25 protein-coding genes and 1 other RNA gene are annotated in these 26,327 nt (G+C 39.8%); 16 read left to right on the forward strand and 10 right to left on the reverse strand.

Annotated features, from left to right (window positions below; genetic code table 11):
• The first annotated feature begins 57 nt into the window (after positions 1–57).
• The 11 genes from murD to pheA all read left to right on the forward strand — a co-directional run bounded on the left by murD (position 58) and on the right by pheA (position 13,479).
• The gene (murD, locus tag HMPREF3020_RS04915; RefSeq protein WP_070775734.1) at positions 58–1,371 is read left to right on the forward strand and encodes a UDP-N-acetylmuramoyl-L-alanine--D-glutamate ligase; all 1,314 of its coding nucleotides are present in this window, start codon (positions 58–60) and stop codon (positions 1,369–1,371) included.
• Positions 1,372–1,386: 15 nt separating this feature from the next.
• Entirely contained in the window at positions 1,387–2,571 is a 1,185-nt protein-coding gene (gene ftsW / locus HMPREF3020_RS04920) for a putative lipid II flippase FtsW (protein WP_070775735.1), read from the forward strand.
• Between the two features lie 8 nt (positions 2,572–2,579).
• On the forward strand, positions 2,580–3,632 hold the full coding sequence (gene murG, locus HMPREF3020_RS04925; protein WP_070775736.1) for an undecaprenyldiphospho-muramoylpentapeptide beta-N-acetylglucosaminyltransferase: 1,053 nt from the start codon (positions 2,580–2,582) through the stop codon (positions 3,630–3,632).
• Positions 3,633–3,704: 72 nt separating this feature from the next.
• Positions 3,705–5,132, forward strand: coding sequence for a UDP-N-acetylmuramate--L-alanine ligase (gene murC, locus HMPREF3020_RS04930; RefSeq protein WP_070583307.1), 1,428 nt, complete (start codon positions 3,705–3,707; stop codon positions 5,130–5,132).
• A 58-nt stretch (positions 5,133–5,190) separates the two neighbouring features.
• A complete protein-coding gene (locus tag HMPREF3020_RS04935) occupies positions 5,191–6,111 on the forward strand; it encodes a D-alanine--D-alanine ligase (RefSeq protein WP_032822683.1) in 921 nt (306 codons plus the stop codon).
• Positions 6,111–6,896: a cell division protein FtsQ/DivIB gene (locus HMPREF3020_RS04940; protein WP_070775737.1), complete on the forward strand. Its 786-nt coding sequence runs from the start codon at positions 6,111–6,113 to the stop codon at positions 6,894–6,896. The genes HMPREF3020_RS04935 and HMPREF3020_RS04940 overlap by 1 nt, the downstream gene beginning before the upstream one ends.
• Positions 6,897–6,924: 28 nt before the next feature.
• Positions 6,925–8,199 (forward strand): cell division protein FtsA, encoded by a 1,275-nt coding sequence (gene ftsA, locus HMPREF3020_RS04945; protein WP_005697680.1) that lies wholly within the window; start codon positions 6,925–6,927, stop codon positions 8,197–8,199.
• A gap of 86 nt (positions 8,200–8,285) precedes the next feature.
• Positions 8,286–9,593 (forward strand): cell division protein FtsZ, encoded by a 1,308-nt coding sequence (gene ftsZ / locus HMPREF3020_RS04950; RefSeq protein WP_070775738.1) that lies wholly within the window; start codon positions 8,286–8,288, stop codon positions 9,591–9,593.
• A gap of 41 nt (positions 9,594–9,634) precedes the next feature.
• Entirely contained in the window at positions 9,635–10,552 is a 918-nt protein-coding gene (lpxC, locus tag HMPREF3020_RS04955; RefSeq protein WP_049364420.1) for a UDP-3-O-acyl-N-acetylglucosamine deacetylase, read from the forward strand.
• Between the two features lie 120 nt (positions 10,553–10,672).
• Positions 10,673–12,313 (forward strand): bifunctional UDP-sugar hydrolase/5'-nucleotidase UshA, encoded by a 1,641-nt coding sequence (ushA, locus tag HMPREF3020_RS04960; RefSeq protein ID WP_005697704.1) that lies wholly within the window; start codon positions 10,673–10,675, stop codon positions 12,311–12,313.
• Positions 12,314–12,321: 8 nt separating this feature from the next.
• Positions 12,322–13,479 (forward strand): prephenate dehydratase, encoded by a 1,158-nt coding sequence (gene pheA, locus HMPREF3020_RS04965; RefSeq protein ID WP_070775739.1) that lies wholly within the window; start codon positions 12,322–12,324, stop codon positions 13,477–13,479.
• A 68-nt stretch (positions 13,480–13,547) separates the two neighbouring features.
• On the opposite strand, the gene HMPREF3020_RS04970 is transcribed toward pheA, so the two are convergent.
• Positions 13,548–13,874 (reverse strand): zinc ribbon domain-containing protein YjdM, encoded by a 327-nt coding sequence (locus tag HMPREF3020_RS04970; protein WP_049367797.1) that lies wholly within the window; start codon positions 13,872–13,874, stop codon positions 13,548–13,550.
• A gap of 111 nt (positions 13,875–13,985) precedes the next feature.
• Here HMPREF3020_RS04970 and HMPREF3020_RS04975 point away from each other — a divergent pair, with 111 nt between their 5' ends.
• Positions 13,986–14,546, forward strand: a complete 561-nt coding sequence (locus HMPREF3020_RS04975) for a YtfJ family protein (protein WP_049384407.1) — start codon at positions 13,986–13,988, stop codon at positions 14,544–14,546.
• A 33-nt stretch (positions 14,547–14,579) separates the two neighbouring features.
• Here HMPREF3020_RS04975 and HMPREF3020_RS04980 read toward each other — a convergent pair whose 3' ends face one another.
• Positions 14,580–14,747, reverse strand: coding sequence for a zf-HC2 domain-containing protein (locus HMPREF3020_RS04980; RefSeq protein ID WP_005696517.1), 168 nt, complete (start codon positions 14,745–14,747; stop codon positions 14,580–14,582).
• Between the two features lie 11 nt (positions 14,748–14,758).
• The gene (locus HMPREF3020_RS04985) at positions 14,759–15,307 is read right to left on the reverse strand and encodes a sigma-70 family RNA polymerase sigma factor (RefSeq protein ID WP_049366227.1); all 549 of its coding nucleotides are present in this window, start codon (positions 15,305–15,307) and stop codon (positions 14,759–14,761) included.
• 112 nt (positions 15,308–15,419) lie between these two features.
• On the opposite strand from HMPREF3020_RS04985, the gene HMPREF3020_RS04990 reads away from it, so the two are divergent.
• Complete coding sequence (locus tag HMPREF3020_RS04990; RefSeq protein WP_070775740.1) at positions 15,420–15,740, forward strand: hypothetical protein; 321 nt, start codon at positions 15,420–15,422, stop codon at positions 15,738–15,740.
• A 62-nt stretch (positions 15,741–15,802) separates the two neighbouring features.
• Here HMPREF3020_RS04990 and cysS read toward each other — a convergent pair whose 3' ends face one another.
• Complete coding sequence (cysS, locus tag HMPREF3020_RS04995; RefSeq protein WP_070775741.1) at positions 15,803–17,182, reverse strand: cysteine--tRNA ligase; 1,380 nt, start codon at positions 17,180–17,182, stop codon at positions 15,803–15,805.
• A 111-nt stretch (positions 17,183–17,293) separates the two neighbouring features.
• On the opposite strand from cysS, the gene HMPREF3020_RS05000 reads away from it, so the two are divergent.
• Positions 17,294–17,803 carry a peptidylprolyl isomerase gene (locus HMPREF3020_RS05000; RefSeq protein WP_005699853.1) on the forward strand — a complete coding sequence of 170 codons (510 nt, stop codon included), beginning with the start codon at positions 17,294–17,296 and terminating at the stop codon, positions 17,801–17,803.
• Between the two features lie 58 nt (positions 17,804–17,861).
• Complete coding sequence (locus tag HMPREF3020_RS05005) at positions 17,862–18,650, forward strand: TatD family hydrolase (protein ID WP_070775742.1); 789 nt, start codon at positions 17,862–17,864, stop codon at positions 18,648–18,650.
• Here the strand turns inward: HMPREF3020_RS05005 and nrdG are convergent.
• Positions 18,647–19,114, reverse strand: a complete 468-nt coding sequence (gene nrdG, locus HMPREF3020_RS05010) for an anaerobic ribonucleoside-triphosphate reductase-activating protein (protein ID WP_005696501.1) — start codon at positions 19,112–19,114, stop codon at positions 18,647–18,649. The two genes, HMPREF3020_RS05005 and nrdG, sit on opposite strands and share 4 nt — an antisense overlap.
• Positions 19,115–19,241: 127 nt before the next feature.
• On the opposite strand from nrdG, the gene ffs reads away from it, so the two are divergent.
• Positions 19,242–19,340, forward strand: an RNA gene (gene ffs, locus HMPREF3020_RS05015) — signal recognition particle sRNA small type.
• A 26-nt stretch (positions 19,341–19,366) separates the two neighbouring features.
• Here ffs and cydC read toward each other — a convergent pair.
• The 5 genes from cydC to HMPREF3020_RS05040 form a co-directional block, all read right to left on the reverse strand.
• Positions 19,367–21,097: a heme ABC transporter ATP-binding protein/permease CydC gene (gene cydC, locus HMPREF3020_RS05020; RefSeq protein ID WP_070775743.1), complete on the reverse strand. Its 1,731-nt coding sequence runs from the start codon at positions 21,095–21,097 to the stop codon at positions 19,367–19,369.
• Positions 21,097–22,857, reverse strand: coding sequence for a heme ABC transporter permease/ATP-binding protein CydD (gene cydD / locus HMPREF3020_RS05025; protein WP_070775744.1), 1,761 nt, complete (start codon positions 22,855–22,857; stop codon positions 21,097–21,099). Before cydD ends, cydC begins: the two co-directional genes overlap by 1 nt.
• Positions 22,858–22,974: 117 nt before the next feature.
• Complete coding sequence (trxB, locus tag HMPREF3020_RS05030) at positions 22,975–23,928, reverse strand: thioredoxin-disulfide reductase (protein WP_005699879.1); 954 nt, start codon at positions 23,926–23,928, stop codon at positions 22,975–22,977.
• Between the two features lie 89 nt (positions 23,929–24,017).
• Positions 24,018–24,875, reverse strand: a complete 858-nt coding sequence (locus HMPREF3020_RS05035) for a co-chaperone YbbN (protein WP_070775745.1) — start codon at positions 24,873–24,875, stop codon at positions 24,018–24,020.
• A 119-nt stretch (positions 24,876–24,994) separates the two neighbouring features.
• A complete protein-coding gene (locus HMPREF3020_RS05040; protein ID WP_070775746.1) occupies positions 24,995–26,305 on the reverse strand; it encodes a nucleobase:cation symporter-2 family protein in 1,311 nt (436 codons plus the stop codon).
• Between the last annotated feature and the right edge of the window lie 22 nt (positions 26,306–26,327).

Genomic DNA, 26,327 nt, shown 5'->3' on the forward strand with positions numbered 1-26,327 from the left:
GTAGGGTGCACTTGTTGCACCCTGCGTGATCCCAGAATACGAGAGAAGAAAAATAACATGACAACTCTATACCAAAATAAAACTATCACCATCATAGGCCTTGGGAAAACAGGCCTTTCTTGCGTTGAATATCTTCAATCTCAACAAGCTAACATCCGAGTGATTGATACACGTCAACATCCAGCAGGTGCGGATAAATTACCTAAAAATGTTCCCTTACATACAGGTAGCCTAAATCAACAATGGTTACTTGAAAGCGATATTATTGTCATTAGCCCAGGACTCGCGGTAAAAACACCTGAAATTCAGGCCGCACTTTCAACTGGTGTGGAAGTGATTGGGGATATCGAATTATTCTGCCGAGCTGCCACCAAGCCAATTGTCGGAATTACGGGCTCTAACGGTAAAAGCACCGTAACAACATTAGTCTATGAAATGGCAAAAGCGGCAGGAATAAAAGTGGGCATGGGCGGAAACATTGGCATTCCTGCGTTGTCATTATTAAATGAAGATTGCGATCTTTATGTGTTAGAGCTTTCCAGTTTCCAACTTGAAACCACTTACAGTTTGAAAGCGGCTGCAGCGACTGTGCTTAATGTGACAGAAGATCACATGGATCGCTATGTGGATTTAGAAGATTATCGCCAAGCAAAATTACGTATTTACCACAATGCGGAAACAGCAGTAGTGAATTTAGAAGATAAACTCACTTTTGGCGAAGGTGAAAATCAGGCTAAGAAGGTGGTGTCTTTTGCTGAAAATCAAGCGGATTACTGGTTGAAAACCGAAAATGGTAAACAGTACTTAATGGCAAAAGAGGAAGTCATTTTACCTTGTGATGAAGCCACCTTGGTTGGTCGTCATAATTACATGAATATTTTAGCTGCTACAGCATTAGCACAAGCAGTAGGGATAAATTTAGAGGCAACTCGTACCGCACTTCGTCAATTTAAAGGCTTAGATCATCGTTTCCAATTAGCACACCAAGCGAATGGTATTCGTTGGATTAATGACTCCAAAGCAACCAATGTGGGCAGTACAGTTGCGGCATTGGCTGGTTTATATGTTGAAGGAACATTACATCTTTTATTAGGTGGTGATGGCAAAGGTGCTGATTTTTCTGAACTCGCTGATTTAATCAATCAACCTCATATTTCAACGTATTGTTTTGGTCGAGATGGCAAACAACTTGCGGCACTTTCAAGCCAAAGTCATTTGTTTGAAACCATGGAACAAGCCATTTCATTTTTACGTCCACATTTAAAATCAGGCGATATGGTGTTATTATCTCCTGCTTGTGCAAGTTTGGATCAGTTTGTCTCTTTTGAAAAACGTGGCGAAGAGTTTACTCGTTTAGCAAAATTAGCTTAAAAAATTAGGGTAGTAATGGAATTTATCAATAAAATTAAACAAAATTATGAACAATGGGCGAGAGTGACGCCGCAAGGGTTGCTCTATGATCGCGCATTGTTTTGGCTTTTTGTCGTGCTATTACTGATTGGTTTAGTAGCGGTAACTTCTGCCTCTATGCCTTACAGTGCACGCGTATTTAATGATACATTCTATTTTGCTAAACGTGATGCCGTTTATGTCTTGCTTTCTTTAGCAACCTGCTATTTAACTCTCCAAATTTCTTCTTCCCAATGGGAAAAGTGGCACGCAAAAGTCTTCTTGTTAGCTATTGTTTTATTAATACTGGTTCTTGGTATCGGGACTTCTGTTAATGGTGCTAAACGTTGGGTTTCTTTAGGAATTTTAAATTTCCAGCCTGCGGAATTTGCGAAGTTAGCGTTGACTTGTTTCCTGGCGAGCTATTTTACGCGTCGTTATGATGAAGTACGTGGTAAAAAATTCAGTGCTGCTAAGCCTTTCATTGTGATGGGCGTATTAGGGATATTCTTACTAGCTCAGCCTGACTTAGGTAGTACCGTCGTACTTTTCGTTATTACCTTTGGTATGCTTTTTATTGTCGGTGCAAATTTTTGGCAATTTATTTTGCTAATTGGTACAGGCATACTTCTCTTTGTATGGCTGGTTCTCGCTGCCTCTTATCGTTTAAAACGTTTTACCGGTTTCTTAGAACCGTTTAAAGATCCTTACGGAACAGGGTTCCAGCTGACTAACTCTTTGATGGCCTTTGGTCGTGGTGAAATTAGCGGAGAAGGGCTCGGTAACTCCATTCAAAAACTCGATTATCTTCCTGAAGCACATACCGACTTTATCATGGCGATTATTGGTGAAGAGTTCGGCTTTATTGGTATTTTGGTTGTTGTGATTCTTTTAGGTCTATTGATTTTCCGAGCGATGAAAATCGGACGTGAATCACTCATGTTAGAACAACGTTTCCGAGGCTTTTTTGCTTTAGGTATTAGTTTCTGGATTTTCTTCCAAGGTTTTGTCAATCTAGGCATGGCCTTAGGGATGTTACCAACAAAAGGTTTAACTTTCCCATTAGTGAGTTACGGTGGTTCAAGTATCATCATTATGTCGGCAACCGTAGGGATTTTATTGCGTATTGACCATGAGAATAGATTACAACGAGGTGGTCAAGCTCGTTTGAGAGATGACTAGGAATATTTATGAGTAAAAAATTATTAGTTATGGCGGGTGGTACTGGTGGACATGTTTTCCCCGCCATCGCGGTTGCTCAAACCTTACAAAAAGAAGGTTGGGAAATTTGCTGGTTAGGCACAAAAGATCGAATGGAAGCACAGCTTGTACCAAAACATGGTATTCCGATTCGTTTCATTCAAATTTCAGGGTTACGTGGTAAAGGCATTAAAGCGTTACTTGGTGCGCCTTTTGCTATTTTAAGAGCGGTATTGCAAGCTCGCAAAATTATCAAAGAATATCAACCTAATGCAGTATTAGGTATGGGCGGTTATGTATCAGGCCCAGGTGGTATCGCTGCAAAACTTTGTGGCGTGCCGGTTATTTTACATGAACAGAATGCCGTAGCGGGCTTAACCAATGAATGGTTAGCTAAAATTGCGACACGTGTATTACAAGCTTTTCCAACTGCATTCAAAGATGCCGAAGTGGTAGGAAACCCGGTTCGCCAAGATTTATTTGAAATGCCATCACCACAAGCGCGTTTTTCAGAAAGAAGTGGAAAATTGAGAGTGCTTGTCGTGGGGGGGAGTCAAGGTGCTCGCGTACTCAATCAAACGATTCCACAAGTAGTAGCACGTTTGGCAGATAAACTAGAAGTGCGTCATCAAGTGGGTAAAGGTTCAGTTGAAAGTGTGACCGCACTTTATGGTGAACACGCTGGCTCGGTCAAAATTACAGAATTTATTGATGATATGGCAGAAGCCTATGCCTGGGCGGATGTGGTGATTTGTCGTTCTGGTGCCTTAACAGTATGTGAATTAGCTGCAGTGGGGGCTCCAGCAATTTTCGTACCATTCCAGCATAAAGATCAACAACAATATTTAAATGCCAAATATCTTGCCGATGTCGGTGCAGCAAAAATCGTTCAACAAAATGAATTAAATGCGGATGTGTTAGTTGATTTCTTAGAAAAAATAGATCGTGAAACCTTGCTAGCGATGGCAATTAAGGCAAAAGAAATGTCAGCACCATTAGCGGCTAAACGTGTAGCTGATGTCATTGTAGAGAACGCGAAATAAGAACAGAGAAGTTAAGGGGAAGTAAATAGACCCTTAATCTAAAAGTGCGGTTAAAAATAAAGGTGAAATAATATGAAACATATTTCGGACGAAATTAGAAAGATTATCCCTGAGATGCGTCGGGTTCAACAAATCCATTTCATTGGTATCGGTGGTGCCGGTATGAGTGGAATTGCCGAAATTTTATTAAATGAAGGTTATGATATCTCTGGTTCCGATATTGCAGATGGTGTTGTGACTCAACGTCTTGCTCAAGCTGGCGCAAAAATTTTCATCGGTCACCAAGCTGAAAATGTGCAAGGGGCGAGTGTGGTTGTGGTATCAAGCGCGATCCATGAAGATAACCCTGAATTAATCGCCGCAAAACAAAATCGTATTCCCGTGATTCAGCGAGCACAAATGTTAGCGGAAATTATGCGTTTCCGTCATGGCATTGCGGTTGCAGGAACTCACGGTAAAACCACAACAACAGCCATGATTTCGATGATTTATACTCAAGCGAAACTGGATCCAACTTTCGTTAATGGTGGTTTAGTTAAATCAGCTGGTAAAAACGCACATTTAGGTGCAAGTCGTTATTTAATCGCTGAAGCAGATGAAAGTGATGCTTCTTTCTTACACTTACAGCCAATGGTTTCTGTGGTGACTAATATTGAACCGGATCATATGGATACCTATGAAGGTGACTTTGAGAAAATGAAAGCCACTTATGTAAAATTCTTACATAACTTGCCGTTCTATGGCTTAGCGGTGATGTGTGCTGACGATGCTGTGTTAATGGAACTAGTTCCTCAAGTTGGACGTCAAGTATTAACCTATGGTTTCAGTGAACATGCTGACTATCGTATCGAAGATTATGAACAAACGGGGTTCCAAGGTCATTACACCGTAGTTTGTCCAAGTGGTGAACGCATCAATGTATTATTGAATGTGCCAGGTAAACACAATGCGTTAAATGCAACCGCGGCACTTGCAGTCGCAAAAGAAGAAGGCATTGGCAATGAAGCGATTTTAGAAGCGCTTGCAGATTTCCAAGGCGCAGGCAGACGTTTCGACCAATTAGGCGAGTTTATTCGTCCAAATGGTAAAGTACGCTTAGTGGATGATTATGGTCATCACCCAACAGAAGTTGGCGTGACAATCAAAGCAGCACGTGAAGGCTGGGGTGATAAACGTATTGTGATGATTTTCCAACCACACCGTTATTCACGTACTCGCGATTTATTTGATGATTTCGTACAGGTATTATCCCAAGTGGATGCATTGATTATGTTAGATGTGTATGCGGCTGGCGAAACGCCAATTGTCGGTGCAGATAGTAAAGCACTTTGTCGTTCTATTCGTAATCTAGGAAAAGTCGATCCAATTTTAGTTTCTGATACGGAACAACTTGGCGATGTATTAGATCAAATTATTCAAGATGGCGATTTAATTCTTGCCCAAGGCGCGGGAAGTGTAAGCAAAATTTCTCGCGGTTTAGCAGAACGTTGGAAAGCATAAATACATCGAAAAATAACCGCACTTTTGATGAAAAATAAAAAGAAAACAGGATAAAACAATGAATTTAAAACAAGAAAAAATTGCCGTGTTGTTAGGCGGCACATCAGCTGAACGTGAAGTGTCTCTTAATTCTGGTGCAGCTGTGTTAAACGCCTTAGTAAGCCAAGGTTATAATGCACACGGTATCGATCCTAAAGAATATAATGTGGCGAATTTAAAAGCAGATGGTTTTGATCGCGTTTTTAACATTTTACATGGTCGCGGTGGTGAAGATGGCACCATGCAAGGTTTATTAGAACAAATTGGTTTGCCTTACACTGGTTGTGGTGTGATGGCTTCAGCATTAACTATGGATAAAATGCGTACCAAAATGTTGTGGAAAGCTTTTGGTTTACCTGTTGCCGATATGGAGATCGTGACCAAAGAAAACGCTCACGAACTAAACCCACAAGCTGTGGTCGAAAAATTAGGTTTACCTTTGATGGTTAAGCCATCTCTTGAAGGTTCAAGTGTGGGTTTAACAAAAGTAAAAGCAGTCGAAGAATTAAAAAGTGCGGTCGATTACGCACTTAAATTTGATAACACTATTTTGATTGAAGAATGGTTAGCGGGTGATGAACTAACTGTGCCTGTTTTAGGTGGCGAAGTATTGCCTGCTGTTCGCATTGTGCCAGAAGGTGAGTTTTATGATTACGATGCGAAATATATTTCAGATAACACTCAATATTTTTGCCCTGCTGGCCTTTCAGCTGAACGTGAGCAAGAATTAGCGAAGTTAGTTAAACGTGCTTATGACGTCGTAGGGTGTCGTGGTTGGAGCCGCATTGATGTGATGACTGATGCACAAGGTAATTTCCGTTTAGTCGAAGTAAACACAAATCCTGGCATGACAAGTCACAGTTTGTTCCCTAAATCTGCGTCAACAGTCGGCATTTCATTTGAACAACTCGTCGTGAAAATTTTGGAGTTGAGTGCGTAATGAATGTAATTAAGCGCAAAAATACACCGCCAACGCAATTTGGTCGCTCATCTAATGGAGAAGGTAAATTCCGTTTTATGTTGCAGATTAAACTTGCTTTGGTGTTACTTTGTGCGGGGTTAGGGTATTTCGTTTATTCAAACTGGCAAAGTTGGCTCGAAAGCTTAGACGGTGATAGAAAAATTACTGCCTATGCATTAGTAGGTCAAAATGAATTTACTACTTATCCGGATGTGCAAGACGTATTGCTCAAAATGGGTTCACTTAAGGGTTTCTGGGGACAGGACGTTAAGCAAATTCAAGAGCAGCTTGAAACGATTCCTTGGGTAAAAGGTGCGGTGGTTCGTAAAATTTGGCCAAATCGTTTAAGTATTTGGTTATCAGAATATCAGCCAGTCGCCATTTGGAACAAAACAGAGTTTGTCACAAAAGAGGGAACGGTTTTCCAATTACCGATGGATAAGTTAAAAGAAAAAGCTTTACCTTATTTAGGTGGGCCTGATTATCAAAGCTTAAAAGTATTAGAAGCTTGGAATCAAATTTTTGCTGATTTTAAGGCGAAAAATTTGGTGGTTAAAGGCGTGACAATTGATGATCGTGGTGCGTGGCAAGTTACGCTAGATAATGATATAGTATTGAAACTTGGGCGTGGAGATTGGAAAGCAAAATTAGATCGATTTGTAACGATTTATCCACAAATTGAAGTGCCTGAAGGTAAACGAATTGATTATGTAGATTTGCGCTATGCATCTGCATCAGCAGCGGTTGGATTGACAGAGAAATAAAAAATAATTCATTGGGTGTAATAAGAAAATGGCAAAAGAGTTGGAACCGAAAGTAATTGTAGGTCTTGAAGTTGGTACATCAAAAGTTGTTGCTGTCGTTGGGGAAGTGCTTCCTGATGGAGTAGTAAATGTACTTGGCGTGGGTAGTTGTCCATCAAAAGGGATTGATCGTGGCAGTATTACTGATTTAGATGCCGTCGTTAACTCTATCCAACGTGCCATTGAGGCAGCTGAATCAATGGCCGATTGTCAAATTATGAGCGTGACTCTTGCGATTACAGGTGAACATATTCAAAGCCTGAATGAGAGCGGCTTTGTTGCTATTTCTGAAAATGAAGTAACTCAAGATGAAATTGATGATGCTTTGCATACAGCGAGCTCAGTAAAATTACCTGAAGGCCTTTCTTTATTACACATCATTCCACAAGAATATGCAGTAGATAAGCAAGTTAATATTAAAAATCCATTAGGTTTACAAGGTGTTCGTTTAAAAGCAAACGTACACTTAATTGCGTGTCACCAAGACTGGCAAAATAACTTGAAAAAAGCAGTTGAGCGTTGTGGATTACAAGTTGATAAAGTTGTGTTCTCCGGCTTTGCAGCAACACATTCTGTTTTAACTGAAGATGAAAAAGATCTTGGTGTTTGCTTAGTTGATTTCGGTGCAGGCACCATGAATATGATGGTTTACACCAATGGCTCATTGCGTTTCAGCAAGGTTATTCCTTACGCTGGAAATATTGTAACGAACGATATTGCTCATGCATGTACCGTTTCTCGTGCAGAGGCAGAGCGCATTAAAGTGAATTATGCGAGTGCATTGTATCCGGCACGTTTACATGGTGATAAGAAAATTGAAGTGGCAAGTATTGGTGGTCGAGCACCACGCGCTTTAACAAAAAGTGATTTATCTTTAATCACTTCAGCAAGATATATTGAACTATTAGGCGTTGTTAAGGACGAATTAGATAAGCTCAAAGCAGATTTAGAAACCAAACATATTAAATTTGAATTAATTGCGGGTGTTGTTATCACCGGTGGTGGTGCACAGATTGAAGACTTAAAAGATTGTGCCTCAAGTGTATTTGGTTGCCAGGTACGTATTGGTAGTCCATTAAATATTACGGGTTTAACAGATTATGTGAATCGCCCACAATATTCAACTGTAGTGGGATTATTACAATACCATCATCAGAATAGTGATAATGATCCTGTGGATAGTAACTATGGCGATGAAGCATTAGGCAAAAAATTCTGGAAAGGTCTTAAAAATATTTTCAATAAAGTGAAATCAGAATTTTGATCATTTTGGCTTTTTCATTTACAATAGAAAAAATTTAACTTTTATTAATGTGCTAGCAGAGTATTAGCAGTAACGGAGAACAGCAAATGTTATACCCAGAGTATGGTGATTTTGAAGAGCAAACAGGTGCACTGATTAAGGTTGTCGGTGTCGGTGGAGGCGGCGGTAACGCAGTTAACCACATGGTTGCTAACATGGTGCAACAAGAATTCAATGGTAATTTCTTGGGCGAAAGTGCAATTGATAGCGAAGAACACGGTAAAATCGTATTCTATGCGGTGAATACCGATGCGCAAGCATTACGCAAAAGCCAAGTTCAACAAACTGTACAAATCGGTGGGGCAACAACTAAAGGTCTTGGTGCAGGCGCAAACCCAAATGTAGGTCGTAAAGCGGCTGAAGATGACCAAGAAGAAATCCGTAAAATGCTTGAAGGTGCAGACATGGTCTTTATCGCTGCTGGTATGGGCGGTGGTACAGGTACTGGTGCCGCACCAATCGTCGCTAAAGTTGCGAAAGAATTAGGTATTCTAACTGTTGCTGTTGTTACTAAGCCATTTAGCTTTGAAGGCAAAAAACGTATGCAATTTGCTGAATTAGGTATTAAAGATCTTTCACAATACGTGGATTCAATGATCATTATTCCTAACCAACAAATCCAAAAAGTTCTCCCGAAAAATGCAACGTTAATTGATGCTTTTGCTGCTGCAAATGACGTATTACGTAACTCTGTTATGGGTATCTCCGATATGATTACCTCTCCTGGTTTAATCAACGTGGACTTTGCAGACGTAAGAACCGTTATGTCGGAAATGGGCCAAGCAATGATTGGTTTCGGTTCAGCTCAAAGTGAACCAGGTGCAGGTCGTGCAGAAGAAGCAGCGCGTCTTGCGATTAAAAATGATTTATTAGAGAAAGTCGATCTTTCTAATGCTAAAGGTATTCTTGTTAATATTACCTCAGGTATGGATCTCGGCTTTGACGAATTTAACGTGGTAGGTGATACAGTAGGTAGCTTTGCATCAGAAGACGCGACTATCGTTGTGGGTACCAGTTTAGTCCCTGAAATGAGCAATGAAATTCGTGTAACGATCGTTGCAACAGGTTTGGGTGATGTTGTTGCGGCTGAGCCGGTAGTGATTGCTCGTCCTCAAGCAGCAGTGCAACAAGCGCCAGTTCAACAACCTGTAGCACAAGAAACGATTCAGCCACAACCGCCAGTTGGTTTACATGGTTTAGATGCATTAAGACATAATTCACAGCCAGAACCAGCACAGGAACAAAATCCGCAATACGGTAACTTAAATAAACCGCTTGATCCAAGCCGTTTAGAACAGTTAAGAAATAATCCTAATTTCTTTAATCCGGCATCATTTGGTCGTGATGAGAAATAAGAGTAGAAGTAATCTTGTTGTGAAGCAATAAGGTAAAAGAGATGATTAAACAAAGAACATTAAAACAAAGCATTAAAGTCACAGGTGTAGGCTTACATAGCGGCAAAAAAGTAACGTTAACGTTGCGTCCGGCTATGCCAAATACTGGGGTGATTTACTGCCGTACTGATCTTAATCCGCCGGTGACTTTCCCTGCGAATGCGGATTCAGTGCGCGATACAATGCTTTGTACTGCACTTGTGAATGAACAAGGTGTGCGTGTTTCAACCGTAGAACACTTAAACGCAGCATTAGCAGGTTTAGGTATCGATAATATTATTATTGAAGTTGATGCACCTGAAATTCCAATCATGGACGGTAGTGCAAGCCCATTCATTTACTTGCTTTTAGATGCAGGTATTGAAGAACAAAATGCACCGAAGAAATTTATTCGTATTAAGAAAAACGTACGAGTAGAAGACGGTGATAAATGGGCAGAATTCAAACCTTATAATGGTTTCCGTTTAGATTTCACCATCGACTTTGATCATCCAGCGATTAGTAAAAATGTACGTAATTATGTGATGGATTTTTCTGCACAAGCATTCGTACATCAAATCAGTCGTGCAAGAACCTTTGGTTTCATGAAAGATATTGAGTATCTTCAATCTCAAGGTCTTGCATTAGGTGGTAGCTTAGATAATGCTATCGTATTAGATGATTACCGAATCTTAAATGAAGATGGATTACGCTTTAGAGATGAATTAGTTCGTCACAAGATGCTTGATGCAATTGGTGATCTTTATATGTGTGGCTATAATATCATCGGTGATTTCAAAGCTTATAAATCTGGTCACGGTTTAAATAATAAGTTACTCCGTGCTGTACTTGCCGATCAGGAAGCGTGGGAATTTGTTACCTTTGAAGATAAGAAACAAGTTCCACAAGGTTATGTTGCACCTGCGCAGGTACTCATATAACAATGTTTTGTTGAAAAGCTATACTTCTTTCGGGAGTATAGCTTTTTTATTTCTCATCTTGCTCTATTATTTTTGTTTTCTGCGAAGGTAAAGAGCGGTCAAAAATAGAGGTATTTTTATATGAAAAAATTATTTACCGTGCTTCCTCTTGTGCTAGCAACTTCTGCTGCAATGGCATATGAACAGGACAAAACCTATCAATTTACCATATTGCACACTAATGATACGCACGGACATTTTTGGCCGAATGCAAAAGGTGAATATGGTTTTCCTGCTCACAAAACAATTGTTAATCGCGTAAAAGCTGAAGTGGAGCAAAAAGGGGGCTCACTCATTTTATTAAATGCAGGTGATTTTAATACTGGTGTACCTGAGTCAGATATGCAAACAGCAGAACCAGATATTAAAGCAATGAACGCAATGGGCTATGAGGCAACTGTATTAGGTAACCACGAGTTTGATAATCCACTACAAATTCTTGATATGCAAGAAAAATGGGCAAACTTCCCATTCTTATCTGCAAACGTGATTAATACGAAAACAGGTAAAACCTTAGTTAAGCCTTATACGATTTTAAATAAACAAGATCTTAAAATTGCAGTGGTCGGTTTAACTACTGAGGATACTGCAAAATTAGGCAACCCAGAATACCTTCATAATGTGAAGTTTGAAGATCCAACAACGGTAGCAAAAGCCACATTAAAAGAGCTAAATGAAAAAGTTAAGCCAGATGTAAAAATTGCTTTAACACATATGGGCTATTACTATGATGCTAAACATGGTTCAAATGCGCCGGGTGATGTGAGTCTTGCACGTAATTTAGATAAAGGCGCATTCGATATGATTATCGGTGGCCACAGTCATGATCCGATTTGTGTGGATGATAAAGGCGTATGGATTAAAGATTATCAACCAACTCAGCCATGTAAACCAGATTTCCAAAATGGTACTTGGATTATGCAAGCATTTGAATGGGGTAAATATGTTGGTCGTGCTGACTTTGAGTTCAAAAATGGTGAATTAAAATTAGTGAATTATCAATTAATTCCAGTGAACTTGAAGAAAAAAGTGAAAAAAGAAGATGGTAAAACAGAATATGTGAACTATGCCGAAGAGATTCCACAAGATCCAGAAATGGAAAAACTTTTAAAAACTTACCAAGATAAGGGTGATGCGTTATTAAGCCAAAAAGTGGGTAAACTAAAAGGTAAGTTAGAAGGCGATCGTACTATCATCCGTTTTGAACAAACTAACCTTGGCCACTTAATTGCAGAAGCACAACGCCAAAAAGCGAAAGCTGACATTGGTATTATGAACTCAGGTGGTATTCGTGATTCTATCCAAGAAGGTGATGTAACTTATAAAGATATTTTAAAAATCCATCCATTTGGTAATATTGTGAGCTATTTTGAATTAACCGGTAAAGAATTACTGGATTATTTAAATGTAGTCGCATTGAAAGAAGTGGATTCTGGTGCCTATGCACAATATTCAGGTATCAGCATGACAGTAAATCGTGCGGAGAAGAAAGTTGAAAATGTGAAAATTCAAGGTAAACCATTAGATTTAAATAAAACTTACCGTATTTCTTTACCAAGTTATAATGCGGCGGGTGGAGATGGTTATCCAGTCATGACAAAAAATCCAACTTTCGTAAACACTGGTTTTATTGATGCGGATGTTTTAAAAGAATTTTTTGAGAAAAATTCACCTATTAATGCTGAAAAATACATCCCTCATAATGAAGTAACCTTTAAATAAGGAATGAAATGGCATTAGATTTATCAGAAATTCGTCAGCAAATTACGCAAATTGATCGCAGCTTGTTAAAGCTGCTTTCAGAGCGCCACCGCCTGGCATATGATGTAGTAAGAAGCAAAGAAGTGACGCAAAAAGCGTTGCGTGATTTAGAGCGTGAACAACAGCTCTTACAAGAGCTTGTGCAATTTGCTGAAAGTCAAAATTATCAGCTTGAACCACAGTATATTACGTCAGTCTTCGAAAAAATCATTGAAGATTCTGTATTAACACAACAAGTGTATTTGCAGAAAAAGCTCAATGAGCAACGAGAAGAAACGTTACATATTGCTTTCTTAGGCAAGCGTGGTTCTTACTCTAATTTGGCTGCGCGTAATTATGCGGCTCGTTATAATCAGCAGTTTGCTGAAATCAGTTGTGATTCCTTTGCTCAAATTTTTGAAAAGGTTGAAAGTGGAGAAGCTGATTATGGTGTACTGCCTTTAGAAAACACCACGTCAGGTGCAATTAATGAAGTTTATGATCTGCTTCAACATACCACCTTATCTTTGGTAGGCGAGTTGGCTTATCCTATCAAGCATTGTGTTTTAGTGAATGAGCAAGATGATTTAAGCAAAATTGATACACTTTATAGCCATCCACAGGTGATCCAGCAGTGTAGTCAATTTATTCAAAGTCTTGAGCGTGTGCATATCGAGTACTGCGAAAGTAGCTCTCATGCAATGCAGCTCGTAGCAAGTTTGAATAAACCGAATATTGCGGCATTAGGTAATGAAGATGGCGGCAAGCTTTACGGCTTACATGTGTTAAAACATAATATTGCTAACCAAGAAAACAACATTACTCGTTTTATTGTGGTAGCCAAACAAGCTCGTGAAGTTTCACCACAAATTCATACGAAAACTTTATTGTTGATGACAACATCGCAACAAGCGGGTTCTCTAGTGGATGCTTTACTTGTGTTTAAAAAGCACGGTATTAATATGACCAAGCTTGAATCTCGTCCAATTTATGGCAAACCTTGGGAAGAAATGTTCTATTTGGAGATTGAAGGAAACATTCATCATCCAGATACCCAAATTGCCTTGGAGGAGCTTAAGCAATTCAGTAATTATCTGAAAGTGCTTGGTTGTTATCCAAGTGAAATTGTGAAACCTGCGAAGGTATAACGAAAATAAAAAAAGAGCGGTCGATTTAAAACAACGTTAAAATCGACCGCTCTTTTTATTGTGAATTCTTAAGCTTTTTTCAAGAATTCGGATTTCAACATGATTTTGCCACAATCGACGTTGTGATCTCCGTTAACTAAACGGATATTTTTGAATTTAGTGCCTTTCTTCAACACTTCAGATGAGCCTTTTAATTTTAAATCTTTAATTAAAAGCACATCATCACCATCGGCTAATAAATTACCGTTGCTATCTTTAACAATCAGTTGATCGTCATCGGCTTCAACTGCTTCGTTACCATTCCATTCATTACCGCAATCAGGGCAAACAAAATTCACAGAATCGTGATAAACATATTCGCCTTTACATTTTGGGCAAGCTGGCATTTGATCCATTTCTTTTTCCTTCTTTATCTGATTTAAGCAAAGTATAATGCGCACGGAGTATAACAAAAAAGTGACTATTCGCCAAAAAATGGGCAATTTCACGGAATTTATGAGGTATTTATGAAAAAAATTATGCTTTTGAGCGCTGTGATGGGGAGTTTAATCTCAGTTAATGCATTCGCGCACAATATTCAACCTAACCAACTTTTAGCCAATGTAACGGTTTCGGATAAAGGTGAAATCACTTTAGATGGTAATGATGTAGCGTATAAATCGTGGAGCTCAACGGCATTGCCAGGAAAAGTACGAGTGATTCAACATATTGCGGGCAGAAGTGCAGCGAAAGAGAAAAATCAAGCGATGATCGAAGCCATCAAAGCTGCTCATTTTAACCAAGCTAAATATCAAACCACGACGATTATCAACGCTGATGATGCTGTTGTGGGCACGGGCATGTTTGTAAAAAGTAGTGCAGAAAAAGGTAAAAAAGAAAATGCCCATAGCCAAGTGATTTTAGATGATAAAAGTGCGGTTAAAAATGCATGGGGATTACGTGAAAAAGACAGCGTGATTATTTTGCTTGATAAAACCGGCAAAGTGCAATTTGTGAAAGAAGGGAAATTGACGGATGATGAAGTCAAAGAAGTGATTTCACGTGCAACAGCGTTAATGGCGAAGTAATAAAGTAATAAGCGGAAGTTGTCTTCCGCTTTTTTATCCTTTGAAATCCTTCATTAATTTTCTCAATGTGCCACAATTTCGTTGAAATTTACGGCAGTGTGTACAGATGGCAAGATGCAAATTGAGCCCAATTTTTTCTTTAGTCATTAATGGGCGTTCTTGCGCATCTGAAATGAGGCGAGTTGCTTGGCGACATTTCATAAAGTCACTCCCTAAAGTTTATGAGATAAGCAGTTTTGAAGTTGTAAGCGGGCACGATAGAGTGTCGTGTGCAAGTTACTTATGCTTAGTTGATTTTCTTGGCAAATTTCTTCGGAAGATAATTCCAAAAACTCTCTCATCATAAAAATCTTGGCTTGTTTGGCGGGCAGGCAAGTTAAGCAAGTTTCAAAAATCAGCCAGAATTCTTCAGAATAGACCGCACTTTCGCTCAGTTCGAGATCGAGTGGAGAATGTTCAGCTTTCCAGTGTCCACCTTCATCAAAGAAATGATTAGTTTGTTCTTCATCTTCAATTTCGGTTTCTAGCACTAATTTGCCTTTCTGGCGAAGAAAATCAATGATTTTATTTTTTAAGATAGCAAAGACCCAGGTCTTAAATGCCGCTTGTCGTTTAAATTGCTCAAGATGGTTAAATGCACTTAAAAAACTCTCTTGCACCAAATCTTCAGCTAATACAGAATCGCCCACCTGTAATGTGGCAAATTTCAGCATTTGCTCTCTAATTTGAGCCAAGTCTTTATTGGAAATTCCAGTTTCCATATTTTTTCCTTGAAAAAAGTGTAAGAAATAGATTTCTCATTCGTCTAATGATAATGAAAGGGGAAACCTTTCCATCCAATGCTAATTATTCACAAATTAAGGAAGATTCAAAATGAAAAATATTACTTCAAAAACAACCTTTACTGCTATTGCTGCACTTTTCTTCGCAACCAGTCTTTATGCGACCGATATGAAATCTAATGAAATGTCGATGGCAAAAGATTCCATGCCGATGACAAAAGACGCTATGCCAATGCAAAATGACAAAATGGCATCTGATGGGATGATGAAATCTCATGATATGAAATCTCACGACATGAAAATGGATAATATGAAATCAGAAGGAATGAAATCTGATGATATGAAAACAAAAGAAATGAAAGTAAAAGAAATGAAGAAAAAAGCAAAAACAATGGAAAAACCGAAAATGTAATGCTTTCTTCTTAAAAGAAAAACTGCGGTCAATTTGACCGCAGTTTTTGTATCAAAGTGAGATTATTGTTTACGCCACGTCGTGCCGTTAGGGCCGTCTTCTAACACAATTCCCATTGCCGTAAGTTCATTACGTGCCGCATCTGCTGCAGTCCAATCTTTAGCGGCACGGGCTTCGTTTCGTTGTTTGATAAGCGCTTCAATTTTTGCGACTTCATCATCGTCAGAACCAGCTTGTAAGAATTTTTCTGGATCTTGTTGAAGTAAACCTAAGATACCCGCTAATTCACGTAAACGAGCAGCAAGACCATTGGCTTTTTCTGCATCTTCAGTTTTCAATTTATTGATTTCACGCGCCATTTCAAATAAGACAGAAAGGGCATTCGGCGTATTGAAATCATCGTCCATTGCTTCACGGAAGGCTTCCACAAAATTTTCACCGCCTGAAGCGACCGCACTTTGATTGGTGCCACGTAAAGCCGTGTACAAACGTTCTAATGCACCTTGTGCTAAGTTCAGGTTTTCTTCACTGTAGTTAAGCTGGCTGCGATAGTGTGCCGTTAATAAGAAATAACGCACCGCTTCTGCATTGTAGTGGTTTAATACATCACGAATAGTGAAGAAGTTGCCGAGAGATTTCGACATTTTTTCTTTATCTACCATGATCATGCCGGAATGGATCCAATAATTCACATATTGGCCGCCATGAGCACAGCAAGATTGCGCAATTTCATTTTCGTGATGCGGGAACATTAGGTCAGAACCGCCACCGTGAATATCAAAATGCTCACCAAGTTGTTTACAGTTCATTGCCGAACATTCAATGTGCCAACCTGGACGACCTGCGCCCCATGGTGATGGCCAGCTTGGTTCGTTTTCTTTTGACATTTTCCAAAGCACGAAATCCATTGGATTTTTCTTGATTTCATTAATTTCAATACGTGCACCCGCTTGTAACTGGTCGAGATCTTGGCGCGATAATTTGCCGTATTCTTTAAAGCTTTCCACATCAAACATCACGTCGCCATTGTCTGCAACATAAGCATGACCACGAGCAATCAATTTTTCCACAATTTCAATAATTTCAGGGATATGGTGTGTTGCACGAGGCTCAAAATCAGGGCGTAATACGTTTAATGCATCAAAATCTTTATACATTTCTTGCACCATACGATCCACAAGTTGATCGCAGGTTTCTTTGTTTTCTAATGCACGTTTAATGATTTTATCGTCTACATCCGTGATATTACGCACATAAGTCAAATCGTAGCCTAAAGAGCGTAAGTAGCGAGCAATCACATCAAAACACACAAAGGTACGGCCGTGGCCAATATGGCATAAATCGTAAACGGTCACGCCGCACACATACATACCCACTTTTCCTTCATGGATAGGTTTGAACACTTCTTTTTCTCGAGTGAGGGTATTAAAGATCTTTAACATATTTTTTCTCTTAGAACTGGTTGGAAAACGACCGCACTTTTTCTGCTCATGGTGGCACTTTCTCGCCATTTGTGGAATAATGAATGCCTTAATTTTCAAGAGGAAAACAACATGGTTACATTACACACAAATTTTGGCGATATTAAAATTAAACTTGATTTTGATAAAGCGCCAATCACCGCAGAAAACTTTTTAAATTATTGTAAAAACGGTTTCTATAATAACACAATTTTCCACCGTGTTATTGATGGATTTATGATCCAAGGCGGTGGTATGGAAAGCGGAATGCGTGAAAAAGCAACAAATGCACCGATCCAAAATGAAGCAAACAATCGTTTAAGCAATAAACGTGGCACAATCGCCATGGCGCGTACCTCTGATCCACATTCTGCAACGGCACAATTCTTCATTAACGTGGCAGATAATGACTTCTTAAACTACCGTTCAAAAGAGATGTTTGGTCGTGAAGTGGTACAAGAATGGGGCTATGCCGTATTCGGTGAAGTGGTTGAAGGCATGGATGTGGTTGATAAAATCAAAAAAGTAAAAACTGGTAATAAAGGTTTCCACCAAGACGTTCCAACAGAAGATGTCGTAATTACATCGGTGTCTGTAGAATAATTAACTCGGTGTGTGGATGCGTAATCTACACACCTTTTTTCTTAAGTGAAATAACACTATGCCTTTCTTCGATACTCATACCCACCTCGATTATCTTCATCATGACACGGGAGATCCATTAGCTCTGCTCGTGAAGAATGCTAAACAAGCTGATGTACAGAAAATCTTAATTGTGGCGGTAAAAGAGTCGGATTTTAAAACGATCCAAAATATGACCGCACTTTTCCCTGAGCATCTTTATTGTGGGCTTGGGTTGCATCCTCTTTATATCAAAGAACACCAAGAGCATGATTTAGAGATATTGGATGCGGCATTATCCGTTCGTAATCAAAATTGTACAGCCGTAGCAGAAATAGGCTTAGAATGTGCGATTCCAGATTTATTGACTGATGAATTATGGCAAAAGCAACAGCACTTTTTAGAAAGTCAGCTTTATTTAGCGAAGAAATACAATCTGTCGGTCAATTTACATAGTCGAAAATCCCATGAGCAATTATCCCGCTTTTTAAAACAGGCCAATTTGTCAAAATATGGTGTGGTGCATGGATTTTCAGGGAGTTACGATCAAGCAAAACGATTTGTGGATTTAGGCTATAAAATTGGTGTAGGTGGTACCATTACTTATGAACGCGCGAATAAAACGCGCCAAGCGATTGCGAAGTTACCATTAGAGGCGTTGGTGTTAGAAACGGATACGCCTGATATGCCAGTGTTTGGCTTTCAAGGACAACCTAATCGACCAGAGCGGATAGTTCACACCTTTGAGGCATTATGCCGTTTAAGAAGTGAAAATGCTGAAGTCATTAAAGAAACGGCTTGGCAAAATAGCTTAACCTTATTCGGTTAAACCTTAAAACGATAAATCACTTGATTGGCTGAACCACGCCAAACCAAGCTTGGGTCAGCCTGTTCTTGTATAAATTTTCCATCAATAAGCACATCAATATAAGGCAACATTTGACGTTGATAATCATCAAGTTCATCCAGTTTATAACCCGTCCACACCCAAATATCCTTATCAGGGCATTCTTTTTTTACACGCTGTACAAAAGGAAGTAAGGCTTCAACATTACGAGGATGCATCGGATCTCCACCTGAAAGCGTGAGCCCTTGACGTTTAATGCGCGTATCTTTTAAATCATTGATGATCTGTTGTTCCATCGCTTCATCGAATAATACGCCATTATCAAAAGACCAGCTCTTTTGATTGTAACAACCACGGCAACCATGCGTACAGCCGCTAACGAAAAGGGTGCAACGGGTGCCTTCGCCATTTACAACATCTGTCGGGTAGTATTGGAGATAGTTCATGGTTTTGCCTTAAAAGTGCGGTTGATTTTCTCGTCAAATTCACCGAATTGATAAATTAACCTTTGCAATACAGGGCCAATTCTTGCATAATAGCCCACCTAATCGCATTGCGATATCAATGGAAATCTTCTCGGTCTCTCGCAACGGTGTCCGGTTTACTCGGTCAGGTTCGGAAGAAAGCAGCCAAAGTCGGAATTTCTGTGTGCCGAGAATAAGCTGGGAAGATTTCCACCCAACTTATCCTTTCTTATTTTACACTCGCTCAACTAATTGTTTGAAGAACCCTTTTTCTAATTGCAATAATTCTGTATAAGTGCCTTTTTCAATTAGCTTCGCTTCATCAATCACACAAAGTTCATCAAATTGCTCAATCGCCGTTAAGCGGTGAGTCACCATAATTAAGGTTTTATTCTCAGCATGGGCAAGAATCAAACGCAGAATTTGGCGTTCCGTTTCGCGATCTAAACCTTCGGTTGGCTCATCTAATAATAAAATTGGTGCATCATTAAGCAAAATACGCGCTAAGCCCAAGCGACGTTGTTCTCCACCTGATAGTGGACGGCCGCCATCACCTAACCAAATATCTAAGCCTTGTTCTTGTTCCAACAATTTGCCTAAACCAACTTGATTTAACACCTCGATCATTTTTTCATCAGGAATATTGACCGCACTTGCGAATTGCAGATTTTGACGAAGTGTATCGCTAAATACATGTACACGTTGTGTTAAAAAGCAGAATTGGCTGCGTAATGTGTCTTCTGCATAATCAGCAATTGGCTTACCTGCAAGGAATAATTCTCCTTGGTTGGTATCATAATTACGCACTAAAAGCTGTAATAACGTGGATTTTCCGCTACCTGTTTTACCTAAAATTGCGATTTTTTTGCCTTTTTGAATGGTTAAATTCAGGTTTTCTAAAGCACGATTTTGATGTTCAGGATAAGTAAAAGAAAGATCTTTTGCTTCAATTAATGTAGTAGCGTTTTGATCGAACTCCGCTTTGCCATTAAAAGTCACTAATGGTTGCTGCTCGATAATATCTGTTACACGTTCAGCTGACGCGATTACTTGCCCGATATGTAAGAACGCCGAGCCTAATGGCATTAAGATTTCAAACGATGCAAGGGCAGCAAAAGTGAAGAGCGCAATAAACGCCATGCGATATTCATCGTTGCCAAATTCCGCTTGTGAGCTAAACCACAACATGGCGGCAATAATCAAACCATTTAAGAAGAGTGAAAGTGCGGTTGAAAATCCGCTTAAATTGGCTTCTTTTTGTTGATCTGCTTGCCAATTTGCTTCGGTTTTAGCCATATTATCTTTCAATTTATCTTCAGCATTAAAGAGCAATAATTCCGCTTGAGCTTGAATAAACTCTAAGAATTGCGTGCGATAAAGTGCACGAGAATGCACGAGTTTGTCACCAAATTTTTTACCCAGTTGGTAGAAAACGGTTGGAATAACGAATACCAATATAAGCAGGCTCACACCTAGACCTAAGGCTAAAGGAGCATTGACGAAACTTAGGCCAATACACATAGCTAGAATCACAAAAATAGCCGTAATAAATGGCGCAATTAAGCGAAGATAAAGGCTATCGAGTGTATCTACATCTGACACTAAGCGGTTTAATAAATCGCTGTTACGGTAGCGATTTAACACAGCTGGACTTAAGGGAATAATCTTCTCAAAAACTTGTACCCGTAATTTAGCTAAAATGCGGAAAGTCGCATCGTGAGTCACCAACTTTTCGAAATAACGGAAAAGGGTGCGGCTAATAGCAAGTCCGCGCACAGAAGCGGAAGGGTAGAAGAAATTAAATAACGTGCCAAGACCCGCAATTGCCGTTGCCGCTAAAAACCAACCCGAAGTAGTCAGCAAGCCAATGCTGGATGCGAGGCCAGTGATCATTAAAACCAAGCCTAAAAATAAAGGCAACTTGGCGAATTTAAATAAACGTAAAAAGGGAAGTAAGGCACGCATTATTGAATATCCTCTTTTCGTTGAGCCAATAATTCGGCAAAGAAGCCTTGATCTTTTAATTGGTTGAAATGGCCTTGTTGAACAATTTCACCTTCTTGCATCACTAAAATGTTGTCGCATTGTTTTAGATCTTCAATACGGTGTGTGATCATTAAGGTGGTTTGGTTATGGCTCATTTCTGCAAGGGCAGCAAGTACCAGATTTTCAGACTGAGCATCAAGGCTAGCCGTTGGCTCATCGAGTAATAATAAATTGCCTTTGCGTAGTAAAGCGCGTGCGATAGCTAATCGTTGGGCTTGGCCTACGGATACACCAATGCCTCCATCTTTAATTTCACTATCCAAGCCTAATTTATCAGTAAATTCTTTCGCTTGAGCAGAAACCAAGGCTTGCTCAATTTGCTCATCAGTTGCTTGAATATCACCTAAAAGTAGATTTTCTTTGATGCTACCTTGTAGCAGTAATGGGTTTTGTCCTACCCACGCAATTTGTTTACGCCAGTCGCTTAAACAGCTTTGGTTAAGTTCTACACCATTAATTTTTAAGCTTCCTTCATAAGGCAAGAAACCGAGTAATACATTGATTAAAGAGGTTTTTCCTGCACCACTTTGGCCGACAAGAGCAATATGGCTTTCTTTCGGAATATGGAATGAAAGAGGCTTCGTTAATGGTTGACCTTGTGGTGAAAGTGCTACTAAATTTTCAGCCTGAATCTCGACCGCACTTTGTGCTGGAATTTGTTCATTACCTTGATGTGCAATTAAATAATCTGCTTCTAAGAAATCGACAATGGCATCAGCTGCACCAATACCAGCTGCACGATCGTGATAGTAAGTCCCGAGATCTCGCAATGGTTGATAAAACTCTGGCGCAAGAATTAAGCAGAAAAAGCCGGTAAATAAGGTTAGCGTGGTGCCATAAGTACCAAATTCGACTTGGCCTAAATAGCTAAAACCAAAGTACACCGCCATTAAAGCAATGGAAATGGAGGTGAAAAACTCTAACACGGCAGAAGAGAGAAACGCCATTTTAAGTACAGTCATGGTCGTTTCACGGAAGTCTTCCGTTGTGCTTTCAATATGTTGTGTTTGTTCTGAAGTGCGGTTGAAAAGACGTAAGGTTTCTAAACCGCGTAAGCGATCCAAGAATTGTGCACTTAAGCGAGAAAGAGTGGCCATATTTTTTTGGCTGCTATCTGCTGCTGCAATCCCTACTAGAATCATAAAAATCGGTACAAGCGGTGCAGTGACCATCAAAATCAGTCCTGCGGCCCAGTTGAGCGGGAATAAAGCAATTAAAATCACCATTGGTACAATGGCAGACAAACTTTGTTGTGGTAAGAAACGCGCATAGAAGTTATGCAGATTTTCCACTTGTTCAAGCATGATACTTGCCCAGCTACCAGCTGGTTTGTTATTGATAGTCGCAGGTCCCACTTGATGGATTTTATCTAAAATCTTTTGACGCATGTGATTGCGCAGTAATCGACCTGCTTTAAAGCCAATTTTTTCGCGTAGCCATAAAATGACCGCACGTAAAGCAAAAGTGATGATTAATGCAATAAAATAGGGAACCAGTTCAGCGCGATCGACATGTTGCATAATGAGCTTGTCGAGCAATGTCGCAAGAAAATAGGTTTGAGCCACAAGAATTAAGGAGGAAAGTGTGGCAAGGGCAATATTGGTGCGCATTAATTTTTTAACAGGTTCTTGTTGCGCACGAAGCCATTTTTGTAAATATTTTTGGCGAAGTTTATCCATTGTTTTTATTTATCCTAGGATAGGATGAGTTGGATGGAGGATTAAAAAATCTACCTTTGAAAAATAATAGGTGCGTGAAACCTTGTTTTACGCACCTTACATGAGAATTTAGTGCACTTATTCTTGTGCATCTAAATAACGTTCAGCATCTAATGCCGCCATACAGCCTGTTCCTGCTGAAGTAATGGCTTGGCGATAGTTGTGATCCATCACATCACCTGCTGCAAATACGCCTTCCACAGAGGTCGCTGTCGCATTGCCTTCAAGACCTGATTTAACGACGATATAACCGTTATTAAGTTCAAGCTGGCCTTGGAAGATTTCAGTATTTGGTGCATGGCCGATAGCAATAAATAAACCGTCTAATTTCACGTCTTCTTTTTCGCCAGTTTTCACGTTTTCTAAACGTACACCTGTTACGCCCATGTTATCGCCTAACACTTCATTCAAAGTGCGGTCAGTATGAAGCACGATTTTGCCTTCTTCGACTTTTTTGTATAAGCGATCGATTAAGATTTTTTCTGCGCGGAAACTATCGCGACGGTGGATTAAATGTACTTCAGAAGCAATATTCGCTAAGTAAAGTGCTTCTTCCACTGCGGTATTTCCGCCACCGACAACGGCAACGGGTTTATTACGATAGAAGAAACCATCACAGGTTGCGCAAGCTGAAACGCCGCGGCCTTTATAAGCGGTTTCAGATTCTAATCCGATATAACGTGCTGATGCGCCTGTTGCGATGATTAATGCATCACATGTGAAGGTTTGCATATCGCCATAAAGTTTGAATGGGCGAGAAGATAAATCGACTTTGTTAATATGATCAAACACGATTTCCGTTTCAAATTTTTCAGCGTGTTGCAACATACGTTGCATTAAACCTGGACCCGTGGTCATTTCAAAATCACCTGGCCAGTTTTCAATTTCATCCGTAGTAGTAAGTTGGCCACCTTGTTGAAGACCGGTCACTAAAACAGGTTTTAAGTTTGCACGTGCGGCGTAAATAGCGGCGGTATAACCTGCCGGGCCTGAACCTAAAATTAATAATTTGCTGTGTTTAACGTCTGACATAAAGAATCCTTTGTTTATAAAATAAAGCATGAGGCTTTTGGAATTCGTTCATTATAAAGCCTTCATGCATAAAAAAATAGTTGATCGTATTAGTAAAGCAATGAATACAGCAATCGGCGATATTTATTGGTGATAGGATCTGCGTTACCAATGGCTGATAAAATAGATAAAAACTGTTGTTTCACTTCACCATTTTCCGCAGAAAGATCTTGTTTAAGAATGCTAAATAATAAATCCAATGCTTCTTCGTTTCGATTAGCTTGATGTAGCTGAACTGCCAATTTCAACGCAATTTCAGGCGTTGGATTTTTCGCATAATCTGCTTGTAATTGCTGAATTTCTGGCGTATCAGCCGCTTTAATTAAAAGCTCAATCTGCGCTTGTAATCCATGCCAACGGCTGTCGCGATCCTGAATAGGGATTTGCGCTAAAATATCTGCCGCCGGCTCCGTTTTCTTCATCGCAATATAGGTTTCCGCATAAAGTAATGCCACATCGCTGTTTTTCTTATCCGAAAGTTCCCAGGCTTCTTTCAGTAATGGAAGGGCCGAGTTGTAATCTTCTACTTGTAAAAAATCCAAGGCTTTTTGGAATTTTAAATCTTCTTCTTTTGGCAAAATCGCACTCAAACGTTGCAATAAGCTGGTTTCATCTAATGCTCCAGGGAACGCATCTATTGCTTGAGCCTCTTTGAAAAGATAGGTTGTTGGTAACGCTTGAATACGAAATTGTGCGGCAATCATTTGCTCAGTCTCACAATTCACTAAGCCGAGGATAAATTGTCCTTGATGTTGTTCTGCAACACGTTGTAGGACTGTTGCAAAATCAGCTGATTCTTTATGACTTGGTGCATAAAAGTTAATGACAAGTGGTGTTTCAACAGAACGTTGCAACGTTTCAGTAAGATTTTGTTCGTTGAGCTCAACTAAGAAAGGTAAATCTGCCATTTTTATTCCTTCATAAATGGAAAATGATGCTTGATTTTAACAAAGTGCGGTCAGTTTTAGAAATGTTTTACAGGAAAAGAAAAGGGCAGTGTTAATCTGCCCTTAGTTGAGATGCATTTTTATTCTTTTGTTTCTTCCACTTTATCTTCTGGAAGCACAAGGTTAAGAATTAAGGCAAGTAATGAGCCAACAGTAATGCCTGAACCAAGCACTTCTTTGAAAAAGTGCGGTAATTTATCAAGTAATTCTGGACGAGTTGTCACGGCTAAGCCACAACCAATTGAAATCGCGATAATTAAACCATTACGTTTGCTACGCGCCACTTTATCCAACATTTGGATACCCGCGGCGATAATCATCGCAAACATCATTAAGCCTGCACCGCCTAATACAGGCAATGGAATTGAAACAATTAATGCACCGAATACAGGGAATAAGCCCGCTAGTGCTAGAAGCACACCGGTTAGCGCAACCACGTGGCGGCTTGCTACACCAGTTAAGGAAATCACGCCGATATTTTGTGAGAATGAAGAGAATGGCGTGGTGGACATAATGGCTGCCAAGGCAGATCCTAAACCGTCGGCTAAAACTCCGCCGCGTAAATGTCTGCCAGTGATTTCGGTTTTAGTGGCATTACCTAGCGCTAAGAAGTTACCGCTTGATTCAACAATCGTGACTAAGTACGCGATGGACATGCCGATAATCCCTGAAATAGGGAAGGCTAAACCAAAGTGTAGTGGTTGTGGAATTGCGAAGGTTTGCGCTTGTTTTACGCCTTCAAAGCTTACCCAGCCCATGGCTAAACAAACGATATAACCAGTCATCATCCCAATAACGATGGCTGCTGCAGAGAAAATCCCTTTTCCCCATTGTACGAGGGCTACCACGATCACTAAGACAAAGCTCGCCATTATTAAATTTTCTGGCGTCGCATAATTTGCATCACCACGTTGACCACCTGCGAACCAGTCAACGGCAACAGGAATGAGGCTTAAGCCGATCATCATGACGACAGTCCCCGTCACAAGTGGTGGGAACAATTTACGAATATATGGCATGAAGAAACTGCCGATAATCATCACTAAGGAACCAATGAGAGAAGAACCTAATATACCAGCGATGCCATATTCACTGAAACCAATGGCAAGTGCAGCAGCAACGAAAGTAAAACTGGTCCCCATCACACTTGGTAAACGAATGCCAATAGGCCCTAAGCCTTTACATTGGATAACGGTTACCACTCCAGAAATTAAAAGCGCCGCATTAACTAATGTAATGGTATCTTCAGTCGGTAATTTTAAGACGTTACCAATGACTAATGGTACGGCAATAATTCCCCCTAGTGCAGCAAGTAAATGTTGTGCGGCAAGGAGTAAACTCAATCCGAAAGGTGGTTTGTCTTCCACCGTATAAAGCAGGTTGTTATTCATTTGGTTTCCCTAAGTAAAAAAA

This window comes from Haemophilus sp. HMSC068C11 (assembly GCF_001815355.1).
Classification (GTDB): Bacteria; Pseudomonadota; Gammaproteobacteria; order Enterobacterales; family Pasteurellaceae; genus Haemophilus_D.

Excerpts from the sequence above, each read along its gene's own strand:
- cysS (WP_070775741.1), bottom strand. The coding sequence starts at position 17,182 with ATGTTAAAGATCTTTAATACCCTCACTCGAGAAAAAGAAGTGTTCAAA.
- murC (WP_070583307.1), top strand. The coding sequence starts at position 3,705 with ATGAAACATATTTCGGACGAAATTAGAAAGATTATCCCTGAGATGCGT.
- nrdG (WP_005696501.1), bottom strand. The coding sequence starts at position 19,114 with ATGAACTATCTCCAATACTACCCGACAGATGTTGTAAATGGCGAAGGC.
- cydD (WP_070775744.1), bottom strand. The coding sequence starts at position 22,857 with ATGGATAAACTTCGCCAAAAATATTTACAAAAATGGCTTCGTGCGCAA.
- HMPREF3020_RS04970 (WP_049367797.1), bottom strand. The coding sequence starts at position 13,874 with ATGGATCAAATGCCAGCTTGCCCAAAATGTAAAGGCGAATATGTTTAT.
- lpxC (WP_049364420.1), top strand. The coding sequence starts at position 9,635 with ATGATTAAACAAAGAACATTAAAACAAAGCATTAAAGTCACAGGTGTA.
- murD (WP_070775734.1), top strand. The coding sequence starts at position 58 with ATGACAACTCTATACCAAAATAAAACTATCACCATCATAGGCCTTGGG.
- HMPREF3020_RS04990 (WP_070775740.1), top strand. The coding sequence starts at position 15,420 with ATGAAAAATATTACTTCAAAAACAACCTTTACTGCTATTGCTGCACTT.
- ftsA (WP_005697680.1), top strand. The coding sequence starts at position 6,925 with ATGGCAAAAGAGTTGGAACCGAAAGTAATTGTAGGTCTTGAAGTTGGT.
- HMPREF3020_RS04980 (WP_005696517.1), bottom strand. The coding sequence starts at position 14,747 with ATGAAATGTCGCCAAGCAACTCGCCTCATTTCAGATGCGCAAGAACGC.
- HMPREF3020_RS04940 (WP_070775737.1), top strand. The coding sequence starts at position 6,111 with ATGAATGTAATTAAGCGCAAAAATACACCGCCAACGCAATTTGGTCGC.
- murG (WP_070775736.1), top strand. The coding sequence starts at position 2,580 with ATGAGTAAAAAATTATTAGTTATGGCGGGTGGTACTGGTGGACATGTT.
- HMPREF3020_RS04935 (WP_032822683.1), top strand. The coding sequence starts at position 5,191 with ATGAATTTAAAACAAGAAAAAATTGCCGTGTTGTTAGGCGGCACATCA.
- HMPREF3020_RS05000 (WP_005699853.1), top strand. The coding sequence starts at position 17,294 with ATGGTTACATTACACACAAATTTTGGCGATATTAAAATTAAACTTGAT.
- HMPREF3020_RS05040 (WP_070775746.1), bottom strand. The coding sequence starts at position 26,305 with ATGAATAACAACCTGCTTTATACGGTGGAAGACAAACCACCTTTCGGA.
- HMPREF3020_RS04985 (WP_049366227.1), bottom strand. The coding sequence starts at position 15,307 with ATGGAAACTGGAATTTCCAATAAAGACTTGGCTCAAATTAGAGAGCAA.
- ftsZ (WP_070775738.1), top strand. The coding sequence starts at position 8,286 with ATGTTATACCCAGAGTATGGTGATTTTGAAGAGCAAACAGGTGCACTG.
- pheA (WP_070775739.1), top strand. The coding sequence starts at position 12,322 with ATGGCATTAGATTTATCAGAAATTCGTCAGCAAATTACGCAAATTGAT.
- ushA (WP_005697704.1), top strand. The coding sequence starts at position 10,673 with ATGAAAAAATTATTTACCGTGCTTCCTCTTGTGCTAGCAACTTCTGCT.
- cydC (WP_070775743.1), bottom strand. The coding sequence starts at position 21,097 with ATGCGTGCCTTACTTCCCTTTTTACGTTTATTTAAATTCGCCAAGTTG.
- HMPREF3020_RS05035 (WP_070775745.1), bottom strand. The coding sequence starts at position 24,875 with ATGGCAGATTTACCTTTCTTAGTTGAGCTCAACGAACAAAATCTTACT.
- HMPREF3020_RS05005 (WP_070775742.1), top strand. The coding sequence starts at position 17,862 with ATGCCTTTCTTCGATACTCATACCCACCTCGATTATCTTCATCATGAC.
- ftsW (WP_070775735.1), top strand. The coding sequence starts at position 1,387 with ATGGAATTTATCAATAAAATTAAACAAAATTATGAACAATGGGCGAGA.
- HMPREF3020_RS04975 (WP_049384407.1), top strand. The coding sequence starts at position 13,986 with ATGAAAAAAATTATGCTTTTGAGCGCTGTGATGGGGAGTTTAATCTCA.
- trxB (WP_005699879.1), bottom strand. The coding sequence starts at position 23,928 with ATGTCAGACGTTAAACACAGCAAATTATTAATTTTAGGTTCAGGCCCG.